Origin of the sequence: Kitasatospora sp. MY 5-36 (assembly GCF_001182915.1) — a bacterium.
Classification (GTDB): Bacteria; Actinomycetota; Actinomycetes; order Streptomycetales; family Streptomycetaceae; genus Kitasatospora.
Genome location: NZ_LFVW01000258.1, coordinates 1 through 15,079, shown reverse-complemented (window position 1 = coordinate 15,079; position 15,079 = coordinate 1). Strand labels below are relative to the sequence as shown.

At 73.8% G+C, this 15,079-nt stretch carries 13 protein-coding genes and 1 pseudogene; 5 read left to right on the top strand and 9 right to left on the bottom strand.

The features are described 5' to 3' along the window. The 5 genes and pseudogenes from AE652_RS18415 to AE652_RS18395 all read right to left on the bottom strand — a co-directional run. Nucleotides 1-226, bottom strand: a pseudogene (locus tag AE652_RS18415) (hypothetical protein); the annotation flags it as partial. 157 nt (nucleotides 227-383) lie between these two features. Beyond that, nucleotides 384-1,295, bottom strand: a complete 912-nt coding sequence (locus AE652_RS18410) for a pyridoxamine 5'-phosphate oxidase family protein (protein WP_049652821.1) — start codon at nucleotides 1,293-1,295, stop codon at nucleotides 384-386. 15 nt (nucleotides 1,296-1,310) lie between these two features. Then, entirely contained in the window at nucleotides 1,311-1,781 is a 471-nt protein-coding gene (locus tag AE652_RS18405; protein ID WP_049652819.1) for a VOC family protein, read from the bottom strand. Nucleotides 1,782-1,965: 184 nt separating this feature from the next. Beyond that, the gene (locus tag AE652_RS18400; RefSeq protein ID WP_079272005.1) at nucleotides 1,966-2,988 is read right to left on the bottom strand and encodes a hypothetical protein; all 1,023 of its coding nucleotides are present in this window, start codon (nucleotides 2,986-2,988) and stop codon (nucleotides 1,966-1,968) included. Between the two features lie 315 nt (nucleotides 2,989-3,303). Beyond that, nucleotides 3,304-5,460 carry a protease pro-enzyme activation domain-containing protein gene (locus AE652_RS18395; protein ID WP_082345817.1) on the bottom strand — a complete coding sequence of 719 codons (2,157 nt, stop codon included), beginning with the start codon at nucleotides 5,458-5,460 and terminating at the stop codon, nucleotides 3,304-3,306. A 258-nt stretch (nucleotides 5,461-5,718) separates the two neighbouring features. On the opposite strand from AE652_RS18395, the gene AE652_RS18390 reads away from it, so the two are divergent. Beyond that, the gene (locus AE652_RS18390) at nucleotides 5,719-6,285 is read left to right on the top strand and encodes a CGNR zinc finger domain-containing protein (protein WP_049652816.1); all 567 of its coding nucleotides are present in this window, start codon (nucleotides 5,719-5,721) and stop codon (nucleotides 6,283-6,285) included. Nucleotides 6,286-6,345: 60 nt separating this feature from the next. Here the strand turns inward: AE652_RS18390 and AE652_RS18385 are convergent, their stop codons facing one another. From AE652_RS18385 to AE652_RS18375, 3 genes are all read right to left on the bottom strand, one after another. Beyond that, nucleotides 6,346-7,836, bottom strand: a complete 1,491-nt coding sequence (locus AE652_RS18385) for an FAD-dependent monooxygenase (RefSeq protein ID WP_049652814.1) — start codon at nucleotides 7,834-7,836, stop codon at nucleotides 6,346-6,348. 145 nt (nucleotides 7,837-7,981) lie between these two features. Then, nucleotides 7,982-9,682 (bottom strand): phenylacetic acid degradation protein PaaN, encoded by a 1,701-nt coding sequence (paaN, locus tag AE652_RS18380; protein WP_049652813.1) that lies wholly within the window; start codon nucleotides 9,680-9,682, stop codon nucleotides 7,982-7,984. A 161-nt stretch (nucleotides 9,683-9,843) separates the two neighbouring features. Next, nucleotides 9,844-11,112, bottom strand: a complete 1,269-nt coding sequence (locus tag AE652_RS18375) for a glycosyltransferase family 39 protein (RefSeq protein ID WP_082345816.1) — start codon at nucleotides 11,110-11,112, stop codon at nucleotides 9,844-9,846. 129 nt (nucleotides 11,113-11,241) lie between these two features. Here AE652_RS18375 and AE652_RS18370 point away from each other — a divergent pair, with 129 nt between their 5' ends. After that, nucleotides 11,242-11,826, top strand: a complete 585-nt coding sequence (locus AE652_RS18370; protein WP_049652808.1) for a TetR/AcrR family transcriptional regulator — start codon at nucleotides 11,242-11,244, stop codon at nucleotides 11,824-11,826. Nucleotides 11,827-11,874: 48 nt separating this feature from the next. Here AE652_RS18370 and AE652_RS18365 read toward each other — a convergent pair whose 3' ends face one another. Continuing rightward, nucleotides 11,875-12,336, bottom strand: coding sequence for an Lrp/AsnC family transcriptional regulator (locus AE652_RS18365; RefSeq protein WP_049652805.1), 462 nt, complete (start codon nucleotides 12,334-12,336; stop codon nucleotides 11,875-11,877). Nucleotides 12,337-12,485: 149 nt separating this feature from the next. Here AE652_RS18365 and pdhA point away from each other — a divergent pair, with 149 nt between their 5' ends. The 3 genes from pdhA to AE652_RS18350 form a co-directional block, all read left to right on the top strand. Continuing rightward, nucleotides 12,486-13,628: a pyruvate dehydrogenase (acetyl-transferring) E1 component subunit alpha gene (gene pdhA, locus AE652_RS18360; protein WP_049652804.1), complete on the top strand. Its 1,143-nt coding sequence runs from the start codon at nucleotides 12,486-12,488 to the stop codon at nucleotides 13,626-13,628. Nucleotides 13,629-13,705: 77 nt separating this feature from the next. Then, nucleotides 13,706-14,674 carry an alpha-ketoacid dehydrogenase subunit beta gene (locus AE652_RS18355; RefSeq protein ID WP_049652802.1) on the top strand — a complete coding sequence of 323 codons (969 nt, stop codon included), beginning with the start codon at nucleotides 13,706-13,708 and terminating at the stop codon, nucleotides 14,672-14,674. Continuing rightward, a partial coding sequence (locus AE652_RS18350; RefSeq protein WP_049652800.1) for a biotin/lipoyl-containing protein occupies nucleotides 14,674-15,079 on the top strand: 406 nt, incomplete at its 3' end. The genes AE652_RS18355 and AE652_RS18350, both read left to right, overlap by 1 nt.

Below are 15,079 nucleotides of genomic sequence, written 5' to 3'. Positions count from 1 at the left end.
CGGTGCCGGCGGCGGCCGCTCCGCCGCCCAGTGCGGTGCCCACGGCGGCCATCAGGACGGCGGCCCGGCGGCGGACGCTGCGGGCGGAGGCGTGTCCGCCCTCGTGGACGGGCGCGGCGTGCAGCCGTGCTCGTCGGCGGGCGTTGCAGCCCCCGCATATGCAGTCCTCCGCCGGTTCGACGTCGTCGAACTCGATGAGCGGGGACAGGGGGTCGGTCAGGGTCATGCTCCGCCTCTTTCCCGGACTATTCCGCGTGTTATCCGGACCAAAGTCCCAAAGCGGGCGCGATGAGTCACGGTGGGTTAGGCCGAACGGGTGAGACCCGTTCGGCTCCCGGGCGTGGCGTGGGTCGGTGGGAGGGCTTAGGAGAGGTGAGGCGGGGTCAGCGCGGGATGGCGGGCGAGTACTCCGGGTCGGTCCAGGTCAGCGGGGTGGCGTCGGCCAGTTCGAGCACGCCGGTGACGGTCAGTTCGACCATCCGCTCGGCGCCCGGGACGCCCTGCCGGGCCTCCTCGGACCAGTCGGTGCGGGCCTCGCCGGTGACGAGCAGCGCCCCGCCGGTCTCCCAGTCGGGCAGCAGCAGGCCGGCCCGCGGGTCCAGCTCCAGGTTCCCGAGCGTCAGGAACATGCTGTTGCCCGGGTACTCGGGCCAGCGCAGCCGGTCCGGCGCCACCGGCTCCAGGAAGCCGGGGAAGCCGCCGCGGTGGGAGGCGTCCACGCTGCCGTCCGGGCCGGTGCTGGCGATGAAGAAGGTGTCCGCGGTGGCCGCCGCCAGCCGCTGGGCGGTGGTCAGCACCGGGCCGGCGGCGACCGTACGGGGCGGGCCGGCGGCCGGGCGGTCCGTCGGGGTGCGGCGCTGGATGTACTTCGGGCAGTTGGCGACCACCTCGTCGGCGTGCACCCGCAGCCCGCCCCGGCCGTCCGGGACGGAGCGGCCGTTGAGCCGCATCCGGCGCCGGCCGGCCGGGTCCAGCGCGATCGTGCCGACCCGGGCGGGGCCGGCCAGTGCCTCGGCGAGGGGGTCGGCCCCGGCCGGGAGGGCGGCGACGGCCATGGTCCGTTCGTCCGGGGCGGTGAGGAAGCCCGCCGGGCCGGCCAGCTGGGTGGCCCAGATCCGGCCGTCCCGGTCGGCGGCGCCGAGGACCAGCATCCGGCGCTCGGCCAGGAAGCGGGCGGCGACGGTCGGAATGGTGCGGCGGATCGACCGGCCGGCGTGGTCGGCCCGCTCGGTCCGGCCGGCCCGGGCCTGGGCGGCCCGCTCGCCGGGGTGGTACGGCGTGCTGGTGGTGGTCATGGCCGGGCCCGGTTCCTAGAAGAACCCGCAGGTCGGGGCGGTGGCGGTGGGGGCGGCGGCCGCGGTCCCGGCCACGCCGGTGCGGGTGTAGACCTCCAGCCGGATGCCGTCCGGGTCGGTGAAGAAGATGCCGCCGGAGGCCGAGCCCTCGCTGTGCGGGACGACGCCGTCGTAGGCGAACTCGGCGCCGAGTTCGCGCAGCAGCCGCTCGGTGGCGCGGACCTCGTCGAGGCTCTCGACCTCGAAGGAGAGGTGGTGCAGGCCGGGGTTGCCGGGGGCGAAGCGGCCCGCGCTCTGCTGCCAGAGCGTCACCACCAGGCGGCCGTCGCGGCCGAGGAAGGCGTGGCGGCGGTCGGGGTCGGTGCCCTCGGCGGTGACGTCGAGGCCGAACACGGCGCGGTAGAAGGCGATCGAGCGGGCCAGGTCGGTGACGTTCAGGCCCACGTGGCCGGTCTGCAGGGTGCGGAGCTGGGCGGTGCTGGACATGCCTGGTCACTCCCGGAGGCTTCGGCTGCCGGTGAGGCAGCTGCCTAACCGGTATTCACGAGAGTAGGAGTTAGGTGATGCAGCGTCAACCAGTGGAGGGAGCCGGAAGGGTCAGGTCTTCGGGCGGGCATGCGAAAGACCCGCCGGACCGTGAGGTCCGGCGGGTCTCGAAGGAGCGGAAGGGCTACGCCCACTCCCAGCGGATGCCGATGTGGCCCGGCTGCTGGTCCGGGGCCAGGACGTGGGCGCTCGCCGAGGCGCCGATCCACAGCTGCTCGCGGCGGTGGTCGACGTCGGCCCCCGGCTCGCGGTCGTAGCGCTCGCAGTGCGCCGGGACGGCCGCCGGGTCGAAGTGCACCTGGAGCACGTACTCGCGCACCGGGGTGGCGAAGCGGCGGCTGTACTCCGTGGTCGGGCCGCCGGGCGGGATCTCCACCTCGTACTCGAAGACCGTGCTGTCGCCGAGGCCGAGCGGGCGGTCCAGCATCAGCTCGCCGACGATCAGCCCGGCCTCCGGGCGGCGGCGCACCCGGCCCAGCCGGCCGTGCCGCACCGCGGTGATCTCCGGGCAGCCGGCCGCCTCCTCGTCGGCCATGTGCACCACCAGGCAGCGGCCGACGCCGCCGACCGTGGCGCGCACCACCTGGCGCATCCGCAGCAGGTTGCCGCGCCGCTCGGCGTCCACGTAGTAGGAGTCGTGGATGCTCAGGCGCTCCAGCTCGCCGGCCGGCGGGGCGTTCAGCTCGGCGAAGATGTTGGCGATCTCCTGCTCGCCCGGCCAGACGTCCTCCAGTCCGAGGTGGCAGGTGTTGGCCGCGGCGGCCCAGCGGCCGCGCGGGCGCGGCGGGCCGAGCAGCGAGGAGAGCGCGCTGTGCGGCAGCCCGAGCAGCTCCTCCAGCAGGTGGACGGCGCGCAGCGAGCTGGCCCGTTCGGGCTGGCTGCGGCCGCGCCGCCAGTAGCTCAGGGTCGTGACGCTGACCCTGACGCCGCGCCCGGCGAGGGCGGCGCGGATGCGGTCCAGGCTGAGGCCGCTGGCCTCGATCGCCAGGTGGAGGGTGTCCGCGAAGCCGCCGACCGGGGCGAGCCGGCCGGGGGGCGGTCCGGGGGTGGCGGGAGTCGGGCCGGGCGGCCCGGGCGGGCCCGGGCGCTCCGTGTGCGATCCGACCAGCCGCAGCCGCGCGGCGTCCTGAGGTTGCTGTGCGGCCATACGGTGACCCTCCCCACCAGGTGAGTTCGGCGGGACCGGGTCGGCGCCGGGGCGCGCCGCCAGCGGCTTCACCGAGCTTTGGGGAACCCTATGCACGGTCGAGAGGCTACGTCATCAGTCGTGCGTATGACAGTGGTCACGGCAGGTGGACCGAAGGGTTATCGATCTTGAAACAGTCCGGAAACACGGGCCGCTGACCGGGGCCCGACCGGGCCGGCGGACGGCTCCGGCAGGGCCCGGGACGGACACCGCCGGGGCGGGCCCTGACGGCTCCGCCCCGGCGGGGATCGGGTGGTGCGGTGGTGCGGCCGGTGGTCAGCCGACGTTCAGCGCGACGTCGTCGATCACGAAGCTGGTCTGCAGCGAGGAGTCCTCGGTGCCGGTGAACTTGACGGTCACGGTCTGGCCCGCGAAGGAGGTCAGGTCCAGGGTGCGCTGGACGTAGCCGGCGGCGGCGTCCACGTTGGAGTAGGTCGCCAGCGTGGTGCTGTTGGCCTGGACGGTCAGCTTGTCGTACGCGGTGGTGCCGGTCTCCGCGGTGTCGACGTGCAGCCAGAAGGTCAGCTTGGCGGAGGCGCAGCCGGCCGGGATCGAGACGGTCTGCGACAGGGTGTCGGTGTGGGCCGAGCCGTAGCCGTCCAGCCAGGCCTTCCAGCTGCCCGAGTGGGCGGCCTCGGAGGAGCTGTTGCTGACCACGCCGCTGGAGGCGGTCCACGGGGAGGCGGTGCCGCTCTCGAAGCCGCCGTTGGCGACCAGCTGGGCGGCGGTGCAGCCGCCGGACGGCGGGGTGGTGCCGCCGCCGAGCAGGGCGGTGGTCAGCGCGTCGGCGACCGGGGAGCCCCAGCCGGTGACCTGGTCGTAGCCGGCCTTGGCGGAGAAGTCCTGGTTGGCGCCGGTGGTCACGTCGTGGAAGGTGCTGCCGTAGCCGCTGCCGTTGGCCACCGAGTACAGCCGCGGGCTGGCCTCGCCGAGGACGGCCTGGCCGGCGGCCTTGGCCTTCTGGTTGAACTGGGCCGCGTAGCCGGACCAGAGCGGCGCGGCCGCGCTGGTACCGCCGTAGACCTGCCAGGCGCCGGCGGTGTAGATCGCGAAGCCGCTCTGCGGGTCGGCGTTGGAGGAGACGTCCGGGACGGTGCGCATGGTGCCGCTGACGCCGGTGCCGGTCTGCCAGCTCGGCTTGGCGAACACGGTGGAGACGCCGCCGCCGGCGGTGCTCCAGGCGCTCTCCGAGGAGTAGGCGTTGCCGCTGGAGACCTTGAGGTTGGTACCGCCGACGCCGGTCTGGTGCGGGCTGGAGGCCGGGAAGTCGACCGCCTTCACGCCGGAGCCGCTGGTGGAGCGGGTGCAGTCGCGGGAGCCGTCGTCGCCGGAGGCGGAGAAGATCGAGATGCCCTGGGCGGCGGCCTGCTTGAAGGCGTTGTCGACCGCGGTCATCGAGGCGGCGGTGGTGTCCGGCTCGCAGGAGCCCCAGGAGATCGAGACCACCGAGACCCTGTTGTCGGTCACGATCTTGTTGGCCATGTCGATCTCGCCCTGGTCGCTGTTGGGCGCCTCGTAGACCAGCTGGGTGGCCTTGGGCGCCGCGCCGCGGACGATCTCGCTGTCCAGCTCGACCTCGCCCTGGCCCTGGCCGGGGGCGGAGTCGTAGTTGGCGCCGTCCACCGAGACGGTGGAGACGGCCGGGCCGGACAGGCCGTACTGGGAGTCGTAGGTGGTCAGGTTCGAGGACTGGTAGCCGTCGAACTCCCACAGCGCGACCGTGGTGCCGGTGCCGTCCGCGCCGGTCTTGTTGAGGTTGTACGCACCGGTGTACTGGGCCGGGGCCATGCCGCTCGGGCTCGCGCTCGCCGTGTTCGGGGTGACCGAGTTCGGGGTGGCCAGGCGGTTCTTGCGCACCGCGTGGTTGTCCAGGCCGCTGACGCCCTGGACCACGGAGGCCAGGTCGGACGGGATCGAGGCGGCCGCGTCGTTGGCGAAGAAGGCGCGCTGGAGCTGCGGGTCGAGGTACGCGCTCTCGTGCGTCCCGAAGGCCTGGGAGACCTGGGCGGCGGTGCCGCGGGCGTTGACCACCTGGCGGTTGGCGCTCACGTCGGAGACGGTCAGGCCCTGCTGGGCCAGGTACGTCCGGACCTGGTCGACGGCGGCCTGGGTCGGGCCGAACCGCGCGGTGAACTGCTCCGGCGTCAGGTAGTGGCCGTACTCCGGGGCGCCCGGGGTGGTGACGGCGGTCAGGAAGCGGTCCAGGGCGTCGGTGTCGCGCAGCTTCAGGCTGACGGACACCGAGATCTGCTGCGCGGCCGGGACGTCACCCTTCTTCTCCGAGTGGGCCACCGCCGGGTTCACGGTGTTCGGCAGGGCGACGCGCGGGGAGGCGTTGGGAGTGGCGGCCTGCGCGGTGGAGACACCGAGCGAGACGGCGGTCAGCGGCAGCACGGCTATCGCCGCGGCGAGGGCAAGGGAGCGGGGACGCAACGGATCCTCCTCCAGCCGGCTGTGGGGGGCCGGCAAGGGACCAGGCGTTCAGGGGGGTCGAGAACGCTGGCTCGAACATGACAGAACCCGTGTGCGAATTGGCTCATGGCCGGGCAATTCGTTGCTAAAAAACAGTCAACTGTGGAGGGCCCCCAACTCGGCGGTTCCATACAGTGAATGACCGTGGTTCCGGGGTCGGTCCAGACCAGTCCGGGCGGAAGGGGCGGACGTAGAATCGGACCGATCCGAGGGAGAGCGATGACTGACGTGCAGCCGGACCCGAGGGACCCGCGACCGCTGATCGGTGAGCCGCTCGCACTGGACCTGCTCAACACGCGCTGGGCCGGAACGCCCGTCAACGACCTGCTCGCCGAACCGGACGGCTACGCGATCTGGCTCTCCTCGGCCGGCCTCGCGGACCGCTGCCGGGCCGCCGGGTCGGGGCTAGCGGCCCTGCGGGAGACCCGTGAGGTGATCGCCGAGGCCGTCCAGGAACTGTGCGGGCAGGGGCAGTTGGGGCCGGAGGCGGTGGCCCGGCTGAACGGTGTGCTGGGCCACGGGCGGCTGCGCCGGGAGCTCGGCCCGCAGGGGCCGACCGCGCACGTCGAGGTGGACCGGCCCGAGTGGCTGGCCTCCTGGCTGGCGGCGGACGACTTCCTGGACCTGCTGGACCGGGGCGCCCAGCGGATCAAGCAGTGCGCGCACGAGGCGTGCGTCCTGTACTTCTTCGACACCTCGCAGAACGGCCGCCGGCGGTGGTGCCGGATGGCGGTGTGCGGGAACCGGGCGAAGGCGGCGCGGCACTATGTGAAGGCCCGGGGCTGAGCGGCCGGCGAACGACGGGCCGGGCGGGCGCGCGGGGGTCGCGGGCCCGCCCGGCGGTGGTCAGGCCGGGGCGCCGAGCCAGTCGGTGAGGGCGGCGCGCAGCTCGCCCTGGCCGGGGTCGACGGCGGCCCAGGCGACGTAGCCGTCCGGGCGGATCAGCAGGACGGTGTCGCGCAGCTTGCCGTGCGGGTCGGCGGGGGCGGCGGAGACCATGCGGTCGGCCCAGGGCTCGGCGGCGGCCAGCTCGTCATTGCTGACCAGGACGAACGTCCCGGCGCGCAGCGCCTCGTAGAGCCGCTCGGGCGCGGCCGGGGCGCCCTCGGCGGGCTTGCTCAGGGCGGTCAGCCGCAGGTCCGGGACGCGCTTGCCGACCTGCGGGTGGGCGTCCTTGGGCGCGGGGTAGGAGATGCCGATGCCGGAGACCAGCCGGGCGCCGCGCTCGGTGACCGGGTCGAGGTGGCCGCCCAGCGCGGTGAGCGCGCCGCGCAGGGCGCGGGTGGGGGCGGACTCGGCGAGGGCCAGCCGGATCAGCGCGCCGGAGGTGCGCAGCACCGTCTTGCCGACCGGGTGCCGCTCGGTCTGGTAGGTGTCCAGGAGGGCGTCGGTGGCGTGGCCCCGGAGTGCCGCGGCGAGCTTCCAGGAGAGGTTGGCGGCGTCCTGGAGGCCGGTGTTCATGCCCTGGCCGCCGGCCGGGGAGTGGCAGTGCGCGGCGTCGCCGGCCAGGAAGACCCGGCCGGAGCGGTAGTTGGGGGCCTGCCGCTCGTCGCTGTGGAAGGTGGAGCTCCAGCGCACCTCGTGCAGGCCGTAGTCCTCGCCGAGGATGGCCCGGACGAGGGCGGTGAGCTGCTCGGCGGAGGGGGTGGTGCCGTCCGGGTACCGCTCCTCGCGGTCCCAGGCGATGATCCGGAACCAGCCGTCGCCGAACGGGGCGATGAAGGCGAAGCCGGCCTGGTTGGCGCCGACGGTGATCGCCTGGGCGGGCTCGCGGTCCAGCCGGACGTCGGCCAGCACCACCGAGTCGACCACCGACTCCCCGGGGAACGGGATGCCCAGCAGGTCGCGGACGGTGGAGTGGACGCCGTCGGTGGCGACCGCGTACGCGGCGCGGTGGCTCTGCCCGTCCCGGGTCTCCAGGGTCACGCCCTCGGCGTCCTGGCGCAGCCCGGTGACCTCGGCGCCGCGCAGGACGGTCGCGCCGGCCTTCTCGGCGCGGTCCAGCAGCAGCCGTTCGACGTTGTACTGCGGGGTGATCAGCACGAACGGGAAGCGGGTGGGCAGCGCGGCGAGGTCGATGCCGAAGCGGTCGAACATCCTCAGCTCGGCGAGCGGGCGGCCGGTGGCGATCAGCTCCTCGGCCAGGCCCCGGGCGTCCAGCAGCTCCAGGCTGCGGGCGTGCACGGCGAAGGCCCGGGTGAGGTTGGACTCGGCGGCCCGCTTCTCCAGTACCGTGACGCCGACTCCGGCGGCGGCGAGGTCGCCGGCCAGCAGCAGTCCGGTCGGTCCGGCGCCGACGATCAGGACGTCGGTTTCGGTCGTCGGCTTCACGGCCATGTATCAGCTCCCGTTGTTCGGAGGGCGGTCGTACGCCGTTCCCGGCGTTCTCCCAGCCTCCATCATCGCGGGCGCCGTCGGAGCTGTGAACCGCCGGGCCCCGGCGGTGGGTGACCGCCGGGGCCCGGTGACGGGGGTGAACGGCTCAGGCGTGCCGGCGGATCTCCACCGTGCGGAACCGGTTGGCGACGAACGCGCCGTCGCAGTAGGCCGAGTTGGCGGCCGGGTTGGCCCCGGTGCCGTGCAGGTCCGAGAAGGCGGCGGTCTGGTTGGGGAAGACGCCGCCGGTCAGGTTGAGCGAGAGCGAGACGCCGGAGTCCAGCGCGGCCTCGACCAGCAGCGCCTCCACCTCGGGCGAGGTGGTGTAGCCGGAGGCCGTCATGGCGCCCTTCTCGCGGACCGTGGTGCGCAGCAACTCGACGGCGGCGGCGGTGGATTCGACGGCGACGGCGAAGGAGACCGGGCCGAAGCACTCGCTGCGGAAGACCGCGCGGTCGTCCGGCTTGTCGGCGTCCAGCTTGACCAGCGCCGGGGTGCGGACGGTCGCGCCGGGGAAGTCCGGCGAGGTCACCGCGCGCGGGGCGAGGGCGAGTTCGCCGTACTCGCCGCCGGCCGCGGCGGCCGAGCGCTGGAGCACCCCGGGGTTGACCACGGCGCCGAGGATCGCCGCGGCGCGGGCGTCGTCGGAGAGCAGGCCCTCGATGGCGCCGGCCAGGTCGGTGACCACCTCGTCGTAGGACTTGTCGCCCTGGTCGGTGGCGATGCCGCCGCGCGGGATCAGCACGTTCTGCGGGGTGGTGCACATCTGGCCGCTGTAGAGGGAGAGCGCGAAGGCCAGGTTGCCCAGCATGCCCTTGTAGTCGTCGGTGGAGTCGATGACGACGGCGTTCACGCCGGCCTTCTCGGTGTACACCTGCGCCTGCCTGGCGTGCTCCTCCAGCCAGTCGCCGAAGGAGGTGGAGCCGGTGTAGTCGATCAGCCTGACCGCGGGGTGGACCGCGAGGGCGGCGGCGACGGTGCCGCCCTCGTGCTCGGCGGCCAGGACGACCAGGTTCGGGTCGAAGCCGGCCTCGGCGAGCACCTCGCGGGCGACGGCGACGGTCAGCGCGAGCGGCAGGACGGCCCGCGGGTGCGGCTTGACCAGGACGGGGTTGCCGGTGGCCAGCGAGGCGAACAGGCCCGGGTAGCCGTTCCAGGTGGGGAAGGTGTTGCAGCCGATCAGCAGCGCGAGGCCGCGCGGGACGACGGTGAACTCCTTGGTCATCACCAGCGGGTCGCGCTTGCCCTGCGGCTTGGTCCAGGCGGCCTGCTTCGGCAGCCGGGTCTGCTCGGCGTACGCGTAGGCGACCGCCTCCAGGCCGCGGTCCTGGGCGTGCGGGCCGCCGGCCTGGAAGGCCATGCCGTAGGCCTGGCCGGTGGTGTGCATGACGGCCTGGGCGAACTCGTGGGAGCGGGCGTTGATCCGGTGCAGGATCTCCAGGCAGACGGCGGCGCGCTCCAGCGGGGTCGCGGCGGCCCAGCCGGGGCGGGCGGCGGTGAGCGCGGCGATCAGCGCGTCCGGGTCGGCGTGCGGGTAGGTGATGCCCAGCTCGACGCCGTACGGGGAGGCCTCGCCGCCGACCTGGTCGCCGTCGGTGGGGTGGCCTTCGAGGGTGAAGGGCTTGCCGAGCAGGGCGTCGAAGGCGGCCTTGCCGTCCGCCGGCCCGCTCTCGCCGTACGCCTTGGGGAACTCGGGGTAGGGCGACCAGTAGTCGCGCTCGGCGGCGGCGGCGAGCGCGGCGTCCAGGGTGGCCTGGTGGCGCTCGACCAGCTCGCTGACGAGGGGGTGGGTGACCGCTGCGGACATCTGTGCGCTCCTCGGAGGGCCTCGGAAAGCAGGACGGGACACGTCACAGAGTAACCGAACGATCGGTCGGGCCACGAGGGTGTGGTGGGAGGAATCCACCGGGAAACGCGCGGGGGCGCGTCCGTGGCGGACGCGCCCCCGGGGGCTCGGGTGGTCCGGGTCTACGGCACGCCCAGCTCGAAGATGACGTACCCGGCGTACCAGCCGGAGGCGACCGCACCGGTGCCCAGGACGGTGGCCAGCACCGGCAGGCTCAGCTTGCGCATCCCCACCGCCAGCGCGATGAACAGCGGGAACGCGGGCAGCAGGTAGCGGGAGACGTTGCCGAAGATGCCCAGGCTGCCGAGCACCGAGACGATCGTCGCCAGCGTGTAGGCGGTCAGCACCAGCGGCGGGCGCAGCCGGACCAGCAGCACGATCAGCATCGGCAGGCTGAGCACGATCAGGGTGGCGAACAAGTCCGGTATCGGGAAGGCGAAGGGGTAGTCGCTGCGGCCCAGCAGCACCCCGCGGATCGCGTGCCAGGTGCCCTGGCCCCAGTCGAAGTAGTGCAGCCAGGCGTCGTGCTGCAGCCGGAAGTAGCCGCCCCACTCGCCGGTCCGCCAGCCCACCCAGCCCACGTAGCCGAGCAGGCCGAGCGGGGCCAGCAGCATCGCGGCCAGCGGGCGCAGGACGCCGCTCTCGCGGCGGTACAGCTCGACCAGCGCGGCCAGGCCGACCGCGCCGATCAGCGCCGCGGAGGTCGGCCGGTTGAGCCCGGCGACCAGGGTGATCACCCCGGCCGCGACCCACTGCTTCGTCATCACGCAGTAGCAGGCCCAGGCGGCCAGCGCGACGAAGAGGGAGTCCGAGTAGACCGCCCACTCGGCGCCGGAACCCGGGGCGATCGCCCAGATGCCGGCCGCGATCACACCGGAGCGGGCGTCGCCGGTCAGCTTCTCCACCACGGCGTAGATGCCGGCCGCGGCGAACAGCGAGGCCACCACCGAGACCAGCATCCCGGCGCCGTACAGGCCGAGGCCGGTGACGTCCGAGGTCATCCGCATCAGGCCGGGGTAGAGCGGGAAGAACGCGGCCGAGTTCTGCTCGACGCTGAAGCCGACCGGTCCGTTCGGTATCGGGACAAGCGCCGGGTGGTAGCCGAACCGAGCCACCTGCTGGTACCACCAGCCGTCCCAGGTGGCCACCACGTCCCAGGGGTTGGCGCCGCCGCCGAACCGGGCCGGCTTCTTGGCGTACTCCCCGGAGAAGGAGAGCAGCTTCATGAAGACGGTGAAGCCGATCAGCTTCAGCACCGCGTAGCACCACACCGCCGGTCCGAAGCGGACCACTAGGGCCCGGCCGCGCTCCTGCCAGGTGCGCGCGGGTCCCTCCGGCTCCTCGCTGCGCTTCTCTGGCACGTCGGAGGCGACTGCCGGTATTGCGTTCATGTCCCCAGCCTTGGACGTGGACGGATCGTCCGCAGAGTCTAGGGCCTGCCCCCGTCGGCGTCCCTTGGTTGGTGTGGACCAGTCGGACCCGCTCGCGTGACGGGGGTGACGGCCGGGGATACTCGGAGGATGGCCGATCACACCACGCGCACCGCCTACACCGTGGAGTCACTGCTCGCGGTGACCGTCGACGTGTTCAACGAGCGCGGCTACGACGGCACCTCGATGGAGGACCTGTCCCGGGCGGCCGGGATCTCCAAGTCCTCCATCTACCACCACGTGCGCGGCAAGGAGGAGCTGCTGCGGCTGGCGGTCGGCCGGGCGCTGGACGGGCTGTTCGCGATCCTGGCCGAGCCCGAGGCGGTCGCGGGCCCGGCGGTGGAGCGGCTGGAGCACGTGGTGCGCCGCACCGCCGAGGTGCTGCTGGACGAGCTGCCGTACGTGACGCTGCTGCTGCGGGTGCGCGGCAACACGGCCACCGAGCAGTGGGCGCTGGAGCGCCGGCGGGACTTCGACCACCAGGTCGCCGAGCTGCTGCGGGCGGCGGTCGCGGACGGCGCGCTGCGCGCGGACGTGGAGCCGCGGCTGGCCACCCGGCTGCTGTTCGGGATGATCAACTCGATCGTGGAGTGGTACCGGCCGGGGCTCAAGGCCGCCGACGGGGTCGCGGACGCGGTGGTCCACCTGGCCTTCGACGGGCTGCGGGCGCGCTGACCGGTCCTTCCCCCGGGCCCGGGCCCCGCCCTCGAGGCGGAGCCCCCCTCAGAGCGGCGGCACCTGGTCGGTCTCCTCGAAGACCAGCATGGTGCGGGTGCCGAGCACCTGCGGGATGGACTGGATGCTGCCCAGCACCAGCTCCCGCAGGGCCTTGTTGTCGGCGGTGTGCACCAGCAGCAGGACGTCGAAGTCCCCGCCGACCAGCGCGATGTGTGCCACCCCGGGCAGCTCCAGCAGCTGCTCGCGCACCGTCCGCCAGGAGTTCTGGACGATTTTCAGGGTGACGTACGCCGACGCGGCCTGACCGGCCCGTTCGTGGTCCACCCTGGCAGTGAAGCCGCGGATGATGCCGTCCTCGACCATCCTGGAGATCCGGGCGTACGCGTTGGCCCGGGACACGTGCACCCGCTCGGCCACCGAGCGGATGGAGGCGCGACCGTCCTGCTGCAGCAGCCGCAGGATCGACCGGTCGACCCGGTCGAGTCTGGACATCTGTTCAGCCGACATGACCCCCCACCCCCACCGATTGGACGCACTGCCACCAGTCGACCGCCGTACAGGCCGAATGTCCACCACCTTGTCACGCTTCTGGTCAAGATGAACAGACGACCGAACAATCGGTAGGGAGCCCCCGCAACCCCTGGAGGTGCCCCGAGATGACCGTTCTCGACCACAGACACCACGCGGGTGTACCCGGTTGGCTGCCCGGGGCCACCGCCCCGCGCACCGATCCGGCACCCCTCCTCCCGGACCCCTCCCCCGTCCGGGCGATCGGCACCCCCGCGCTGGAGAAGTACGACCCCGCCCTGCTGCGCGAGCTGTACCGCCGCCTGGTCGTCGGCCGCCGGTACAACCAGCAGGCCACCACCCTGACCAAGCAGGGCCGGCTCGCCGTCTACCCGGCGTCCACCGGCCAGGAGGCCTGCCAGGTCGCCGCCGCGCTGGTGCTCGGCGAGCACGACTGGCTCTTCCCCAGCTACCGCGACACCCTCGCCGTGGTCTCCCGGGGCGTCGACCCGCTGGAGGCGCTGACCCTGCTGCGCGGCAGCGCCCACACCGGCTACGACCCGCGGGCCAGCCGCACCGCCCCGCTCTGCACCCCGCTCGCCACCCAGGCTCCGCACGCCGTCGGGCTGGCGCACGCCGCCCGGCTGCGCGGCGAGCCGGTGGTCGCGCTGGCGATGCTCGGCGACGGCGGCACCAGCGAGGGCGACTTCCACGAGGCGCTGAACTTCGCGGCCGTGCTGGACGCCCCGGTGGTCTTCCTGGTGCAGAACAACGGCTACGCGATCTCCGTGCCGCTCAGCGCCCAGTCCGCCGCGCCGAGCCTGGCCCACAAGGCCGTCGGCTACGGGATGCCGGGCCGGCTGGTGGACGGCAACGACGCGCCCGCCGTGCACTCGGTGCTGACCGAGGCGGTCGAGCGGGCCCGGGCCGGCGGCGGCCCGACCCTGGTCGAGGCGCTGACCTACCGGATCGACGCCCACACCAACGCCGACGACGCCACCCGCTACCGCACCGAGCCCGAGGTGGCCGCCTGGCGCGAGCACGACCCGATCCTGCTGATGGAGCGGGCGCTGCGCGGACTCGGCGTGCTGGACGACCGCCTGGTGCGGGAGGCGGCCGACGAGGCGGAGGCGCTGGCGGCCCGGATGCGGGCGGAGTTCCACACCGACCCGGAGCTGGACCCGATGTCGCTGTTCGCCCACGTCTACGCCGAGCCGACCCCGCAACTGCGCGAGCAGGCCGCCCAGTTGGCCGCCGAGCTGGCCGCCGAGGCGGAGGTGGCGGACCGATGAGCACGGCCCACCCGTCGCCCACCCCCACCCTTGGCGGAGCCTCTGCGCGGCGCCCCTCTGATGTCCGTACCGCCTCGATGGCGCAGGCGCTCAACTCCGCGCTGCGGGACGCCATGCGCGAGGACCCGGCGGTGCACGTGCTCGGCGAGGACGTCGGCGCGCTCGGCGGGGTCTTCCGGATCACCGACGGGCTCACCGCCGAGTTCGGACCGGAGCGCTGCCTGGACACCCCGCTGGCCGAGGCCGGCATCCTCGGCACCGCGATCGGCATGGCGATGTACGGGCTGCGCCCGGTCGTCGAGATGCAGTTCGACGCCTTCGCCTACCCGGCGCTGGAGCAGCTGTTCTCGCACGTCGCCAAGATGCGCAACCGCACGGCGGGCCGGCTCCCGCTGCCGATCACCGTCCGCATCCCGTACGGCGGGGGCATCGGCGGCGTCGAGCACCACAGCGACGCCTCCGAGGCCTACTACACCAGCACCCCCGGCCTGCACGTGGTCACCCCGGGGACGGTGGCCGACGCGTACGGGCTGCTGCGCGCCTCGATCGCCTCCGACGACCCGGTGGTGTTCCTGGAGCCCAAGCGGCTCTACTGGGGCAAGGCCGAGTTCGACCCGGACGCGCCCGTCGAGCCGATCGGCCGGGCGGTGCTGCGGCGCACCGGCACCTCCGCCGTGCTGATCACCTACGGCCCCTCGCTGCCGGTCTGCCTGGCGGCGGCGGAGGCGGCGCAGGCCGAGGGCTGGGACCTCGCGGTGCTGGACCTGCGCACCCTGGTGCCGTTCGACGACGAGACGGTCTGCCGGGTGGTGCGCTCGCTCGGCCGGGCCGTGGTGGTGCACGAGGCGAGCGGCTTCGGCGGCACCGGCGCGGAGATCGCCGCCCGGGTCACCGAGCGCTGCTTCCACCACCTGGCCGCGCCCGTGCTGCGGGTCACCGGCTTCGACGTCCCGTACCCGCCGCCGATGCTGGAGCACCACCACCTGCCCGGGGTGGACCGGATCCTGGACGCGGTCGCCCGGCTGCAGTGGGAGGACCGAGGATGATGCCCGTCGTACGGGAGTTCCGGCTGCCCGACCTCGGTGAGGGGCTCACCGGGGCCGAGGTGGTGCGCTGGATGGTCGAGGTCGGCGAGGTGATCGCGGTCGACCAGCCGGTGGTGGAGGTGGAGACCGCCAAGGCCGTGGTGGAGGTGCCCTGCCCGTACGGCGGGGTGGTCACCGCGCGGTACGGCGAGGTGGGCGAGGAGATCGCCGTGGGCGCGCCGCTGGTGACGGTCGCGGTGGCGCCGGCGGTGGGGAGCGGGCCGGAGGATGCGGCGGGGCCGGGCTCTGCCGCTGCGCCTGCCGCTGCCGCCTCTGCCGAGGTGGAGCGGCCGTTGGTCGGGTTCGGGGTCGCCGAGCCGGGCCGGGGCGGGCGGCGGCGCCGGGTCGGGGCACCGGCCTCGGCCT

Bases quoted from the DNA above. Each gene is read 5' to 3' on its own strand.
- AE652_RS18410 (WP_049652821.1), bottom strand. From the start codon at position 1,295: ATGACCACCACCAGCACGCCGTACCACCCCGGCGAGCGGGCCGCCCAG.
- AE652_RS18405 (WP_049652819.1), bottom strand. From the start codon at position 1,781: ATGTCCAGCACCGCCCAGCTCCGCACCCTGCAGACCGGCCACGTGGGC.
- AE652_RS18400 (WP_079272005.1), bottom strand. From the start codon at position 2,988: ATGGCCGCACAGCAACCTCAGGACGCCGCGCGGCTGCGGCTGGTCGGA.
- AE652_RS18390 (WP_049652816.1), top strand. From the start codon at position 5,719: ATGACTGACGTGCAGCCGGACCCGAGGGACCCGCGACCGCTGATCGGT.
- AE652_RS18385 (WP_049652814.1), bottom strand. From the start codon at position 7,836: ATGGCCGTGAAGCCGACGACCGAAACCGACGTCCTGATCGTCGGCGCC.
- paaN (WP_049652813.1), bottom strand. From the start codon at position 9,682: ATGTCCGCAGCGGTCACCCACCCCCTCGTCAGCGAGCTGGTCGAGCGC.
- AE652_RS18375 (WP_082345816.1), bottom strand. From the start codon at position 11,112: ATGAACGCAATACCGGCAGTCGCCTCCGACGTGCCAGAGAAGCGCAGC.
- AE652_RS18370 (WP_049652808.1), top strand. From the start codon at position 11,242: ATGGCCGATCACACCACGCGCACCGCCTACACCGTGGAGTCACTGCTC.
- AE652_RS18365 (WP_049652805.1), bottom strand. From the start codon at position 12,336: ATGTCGGCTGAACAGATGTCCAGACTCGACCGGGTCGACCGGTCGATC.
- pdhA (WP_049652804.1), top strand. From the start codon at position 12,486: ATGACCGTTCTCGACCACAGACACCACGCGGGTGTACCCGGTTGGCTG.
- AE652_RS18355 (WP_049652802.1), top strand. From the start codon at position 13,706: ATGGCGCAGGCGCTCAACTCCGCGCTGCGGGACGCCATGCGCGAGGAC.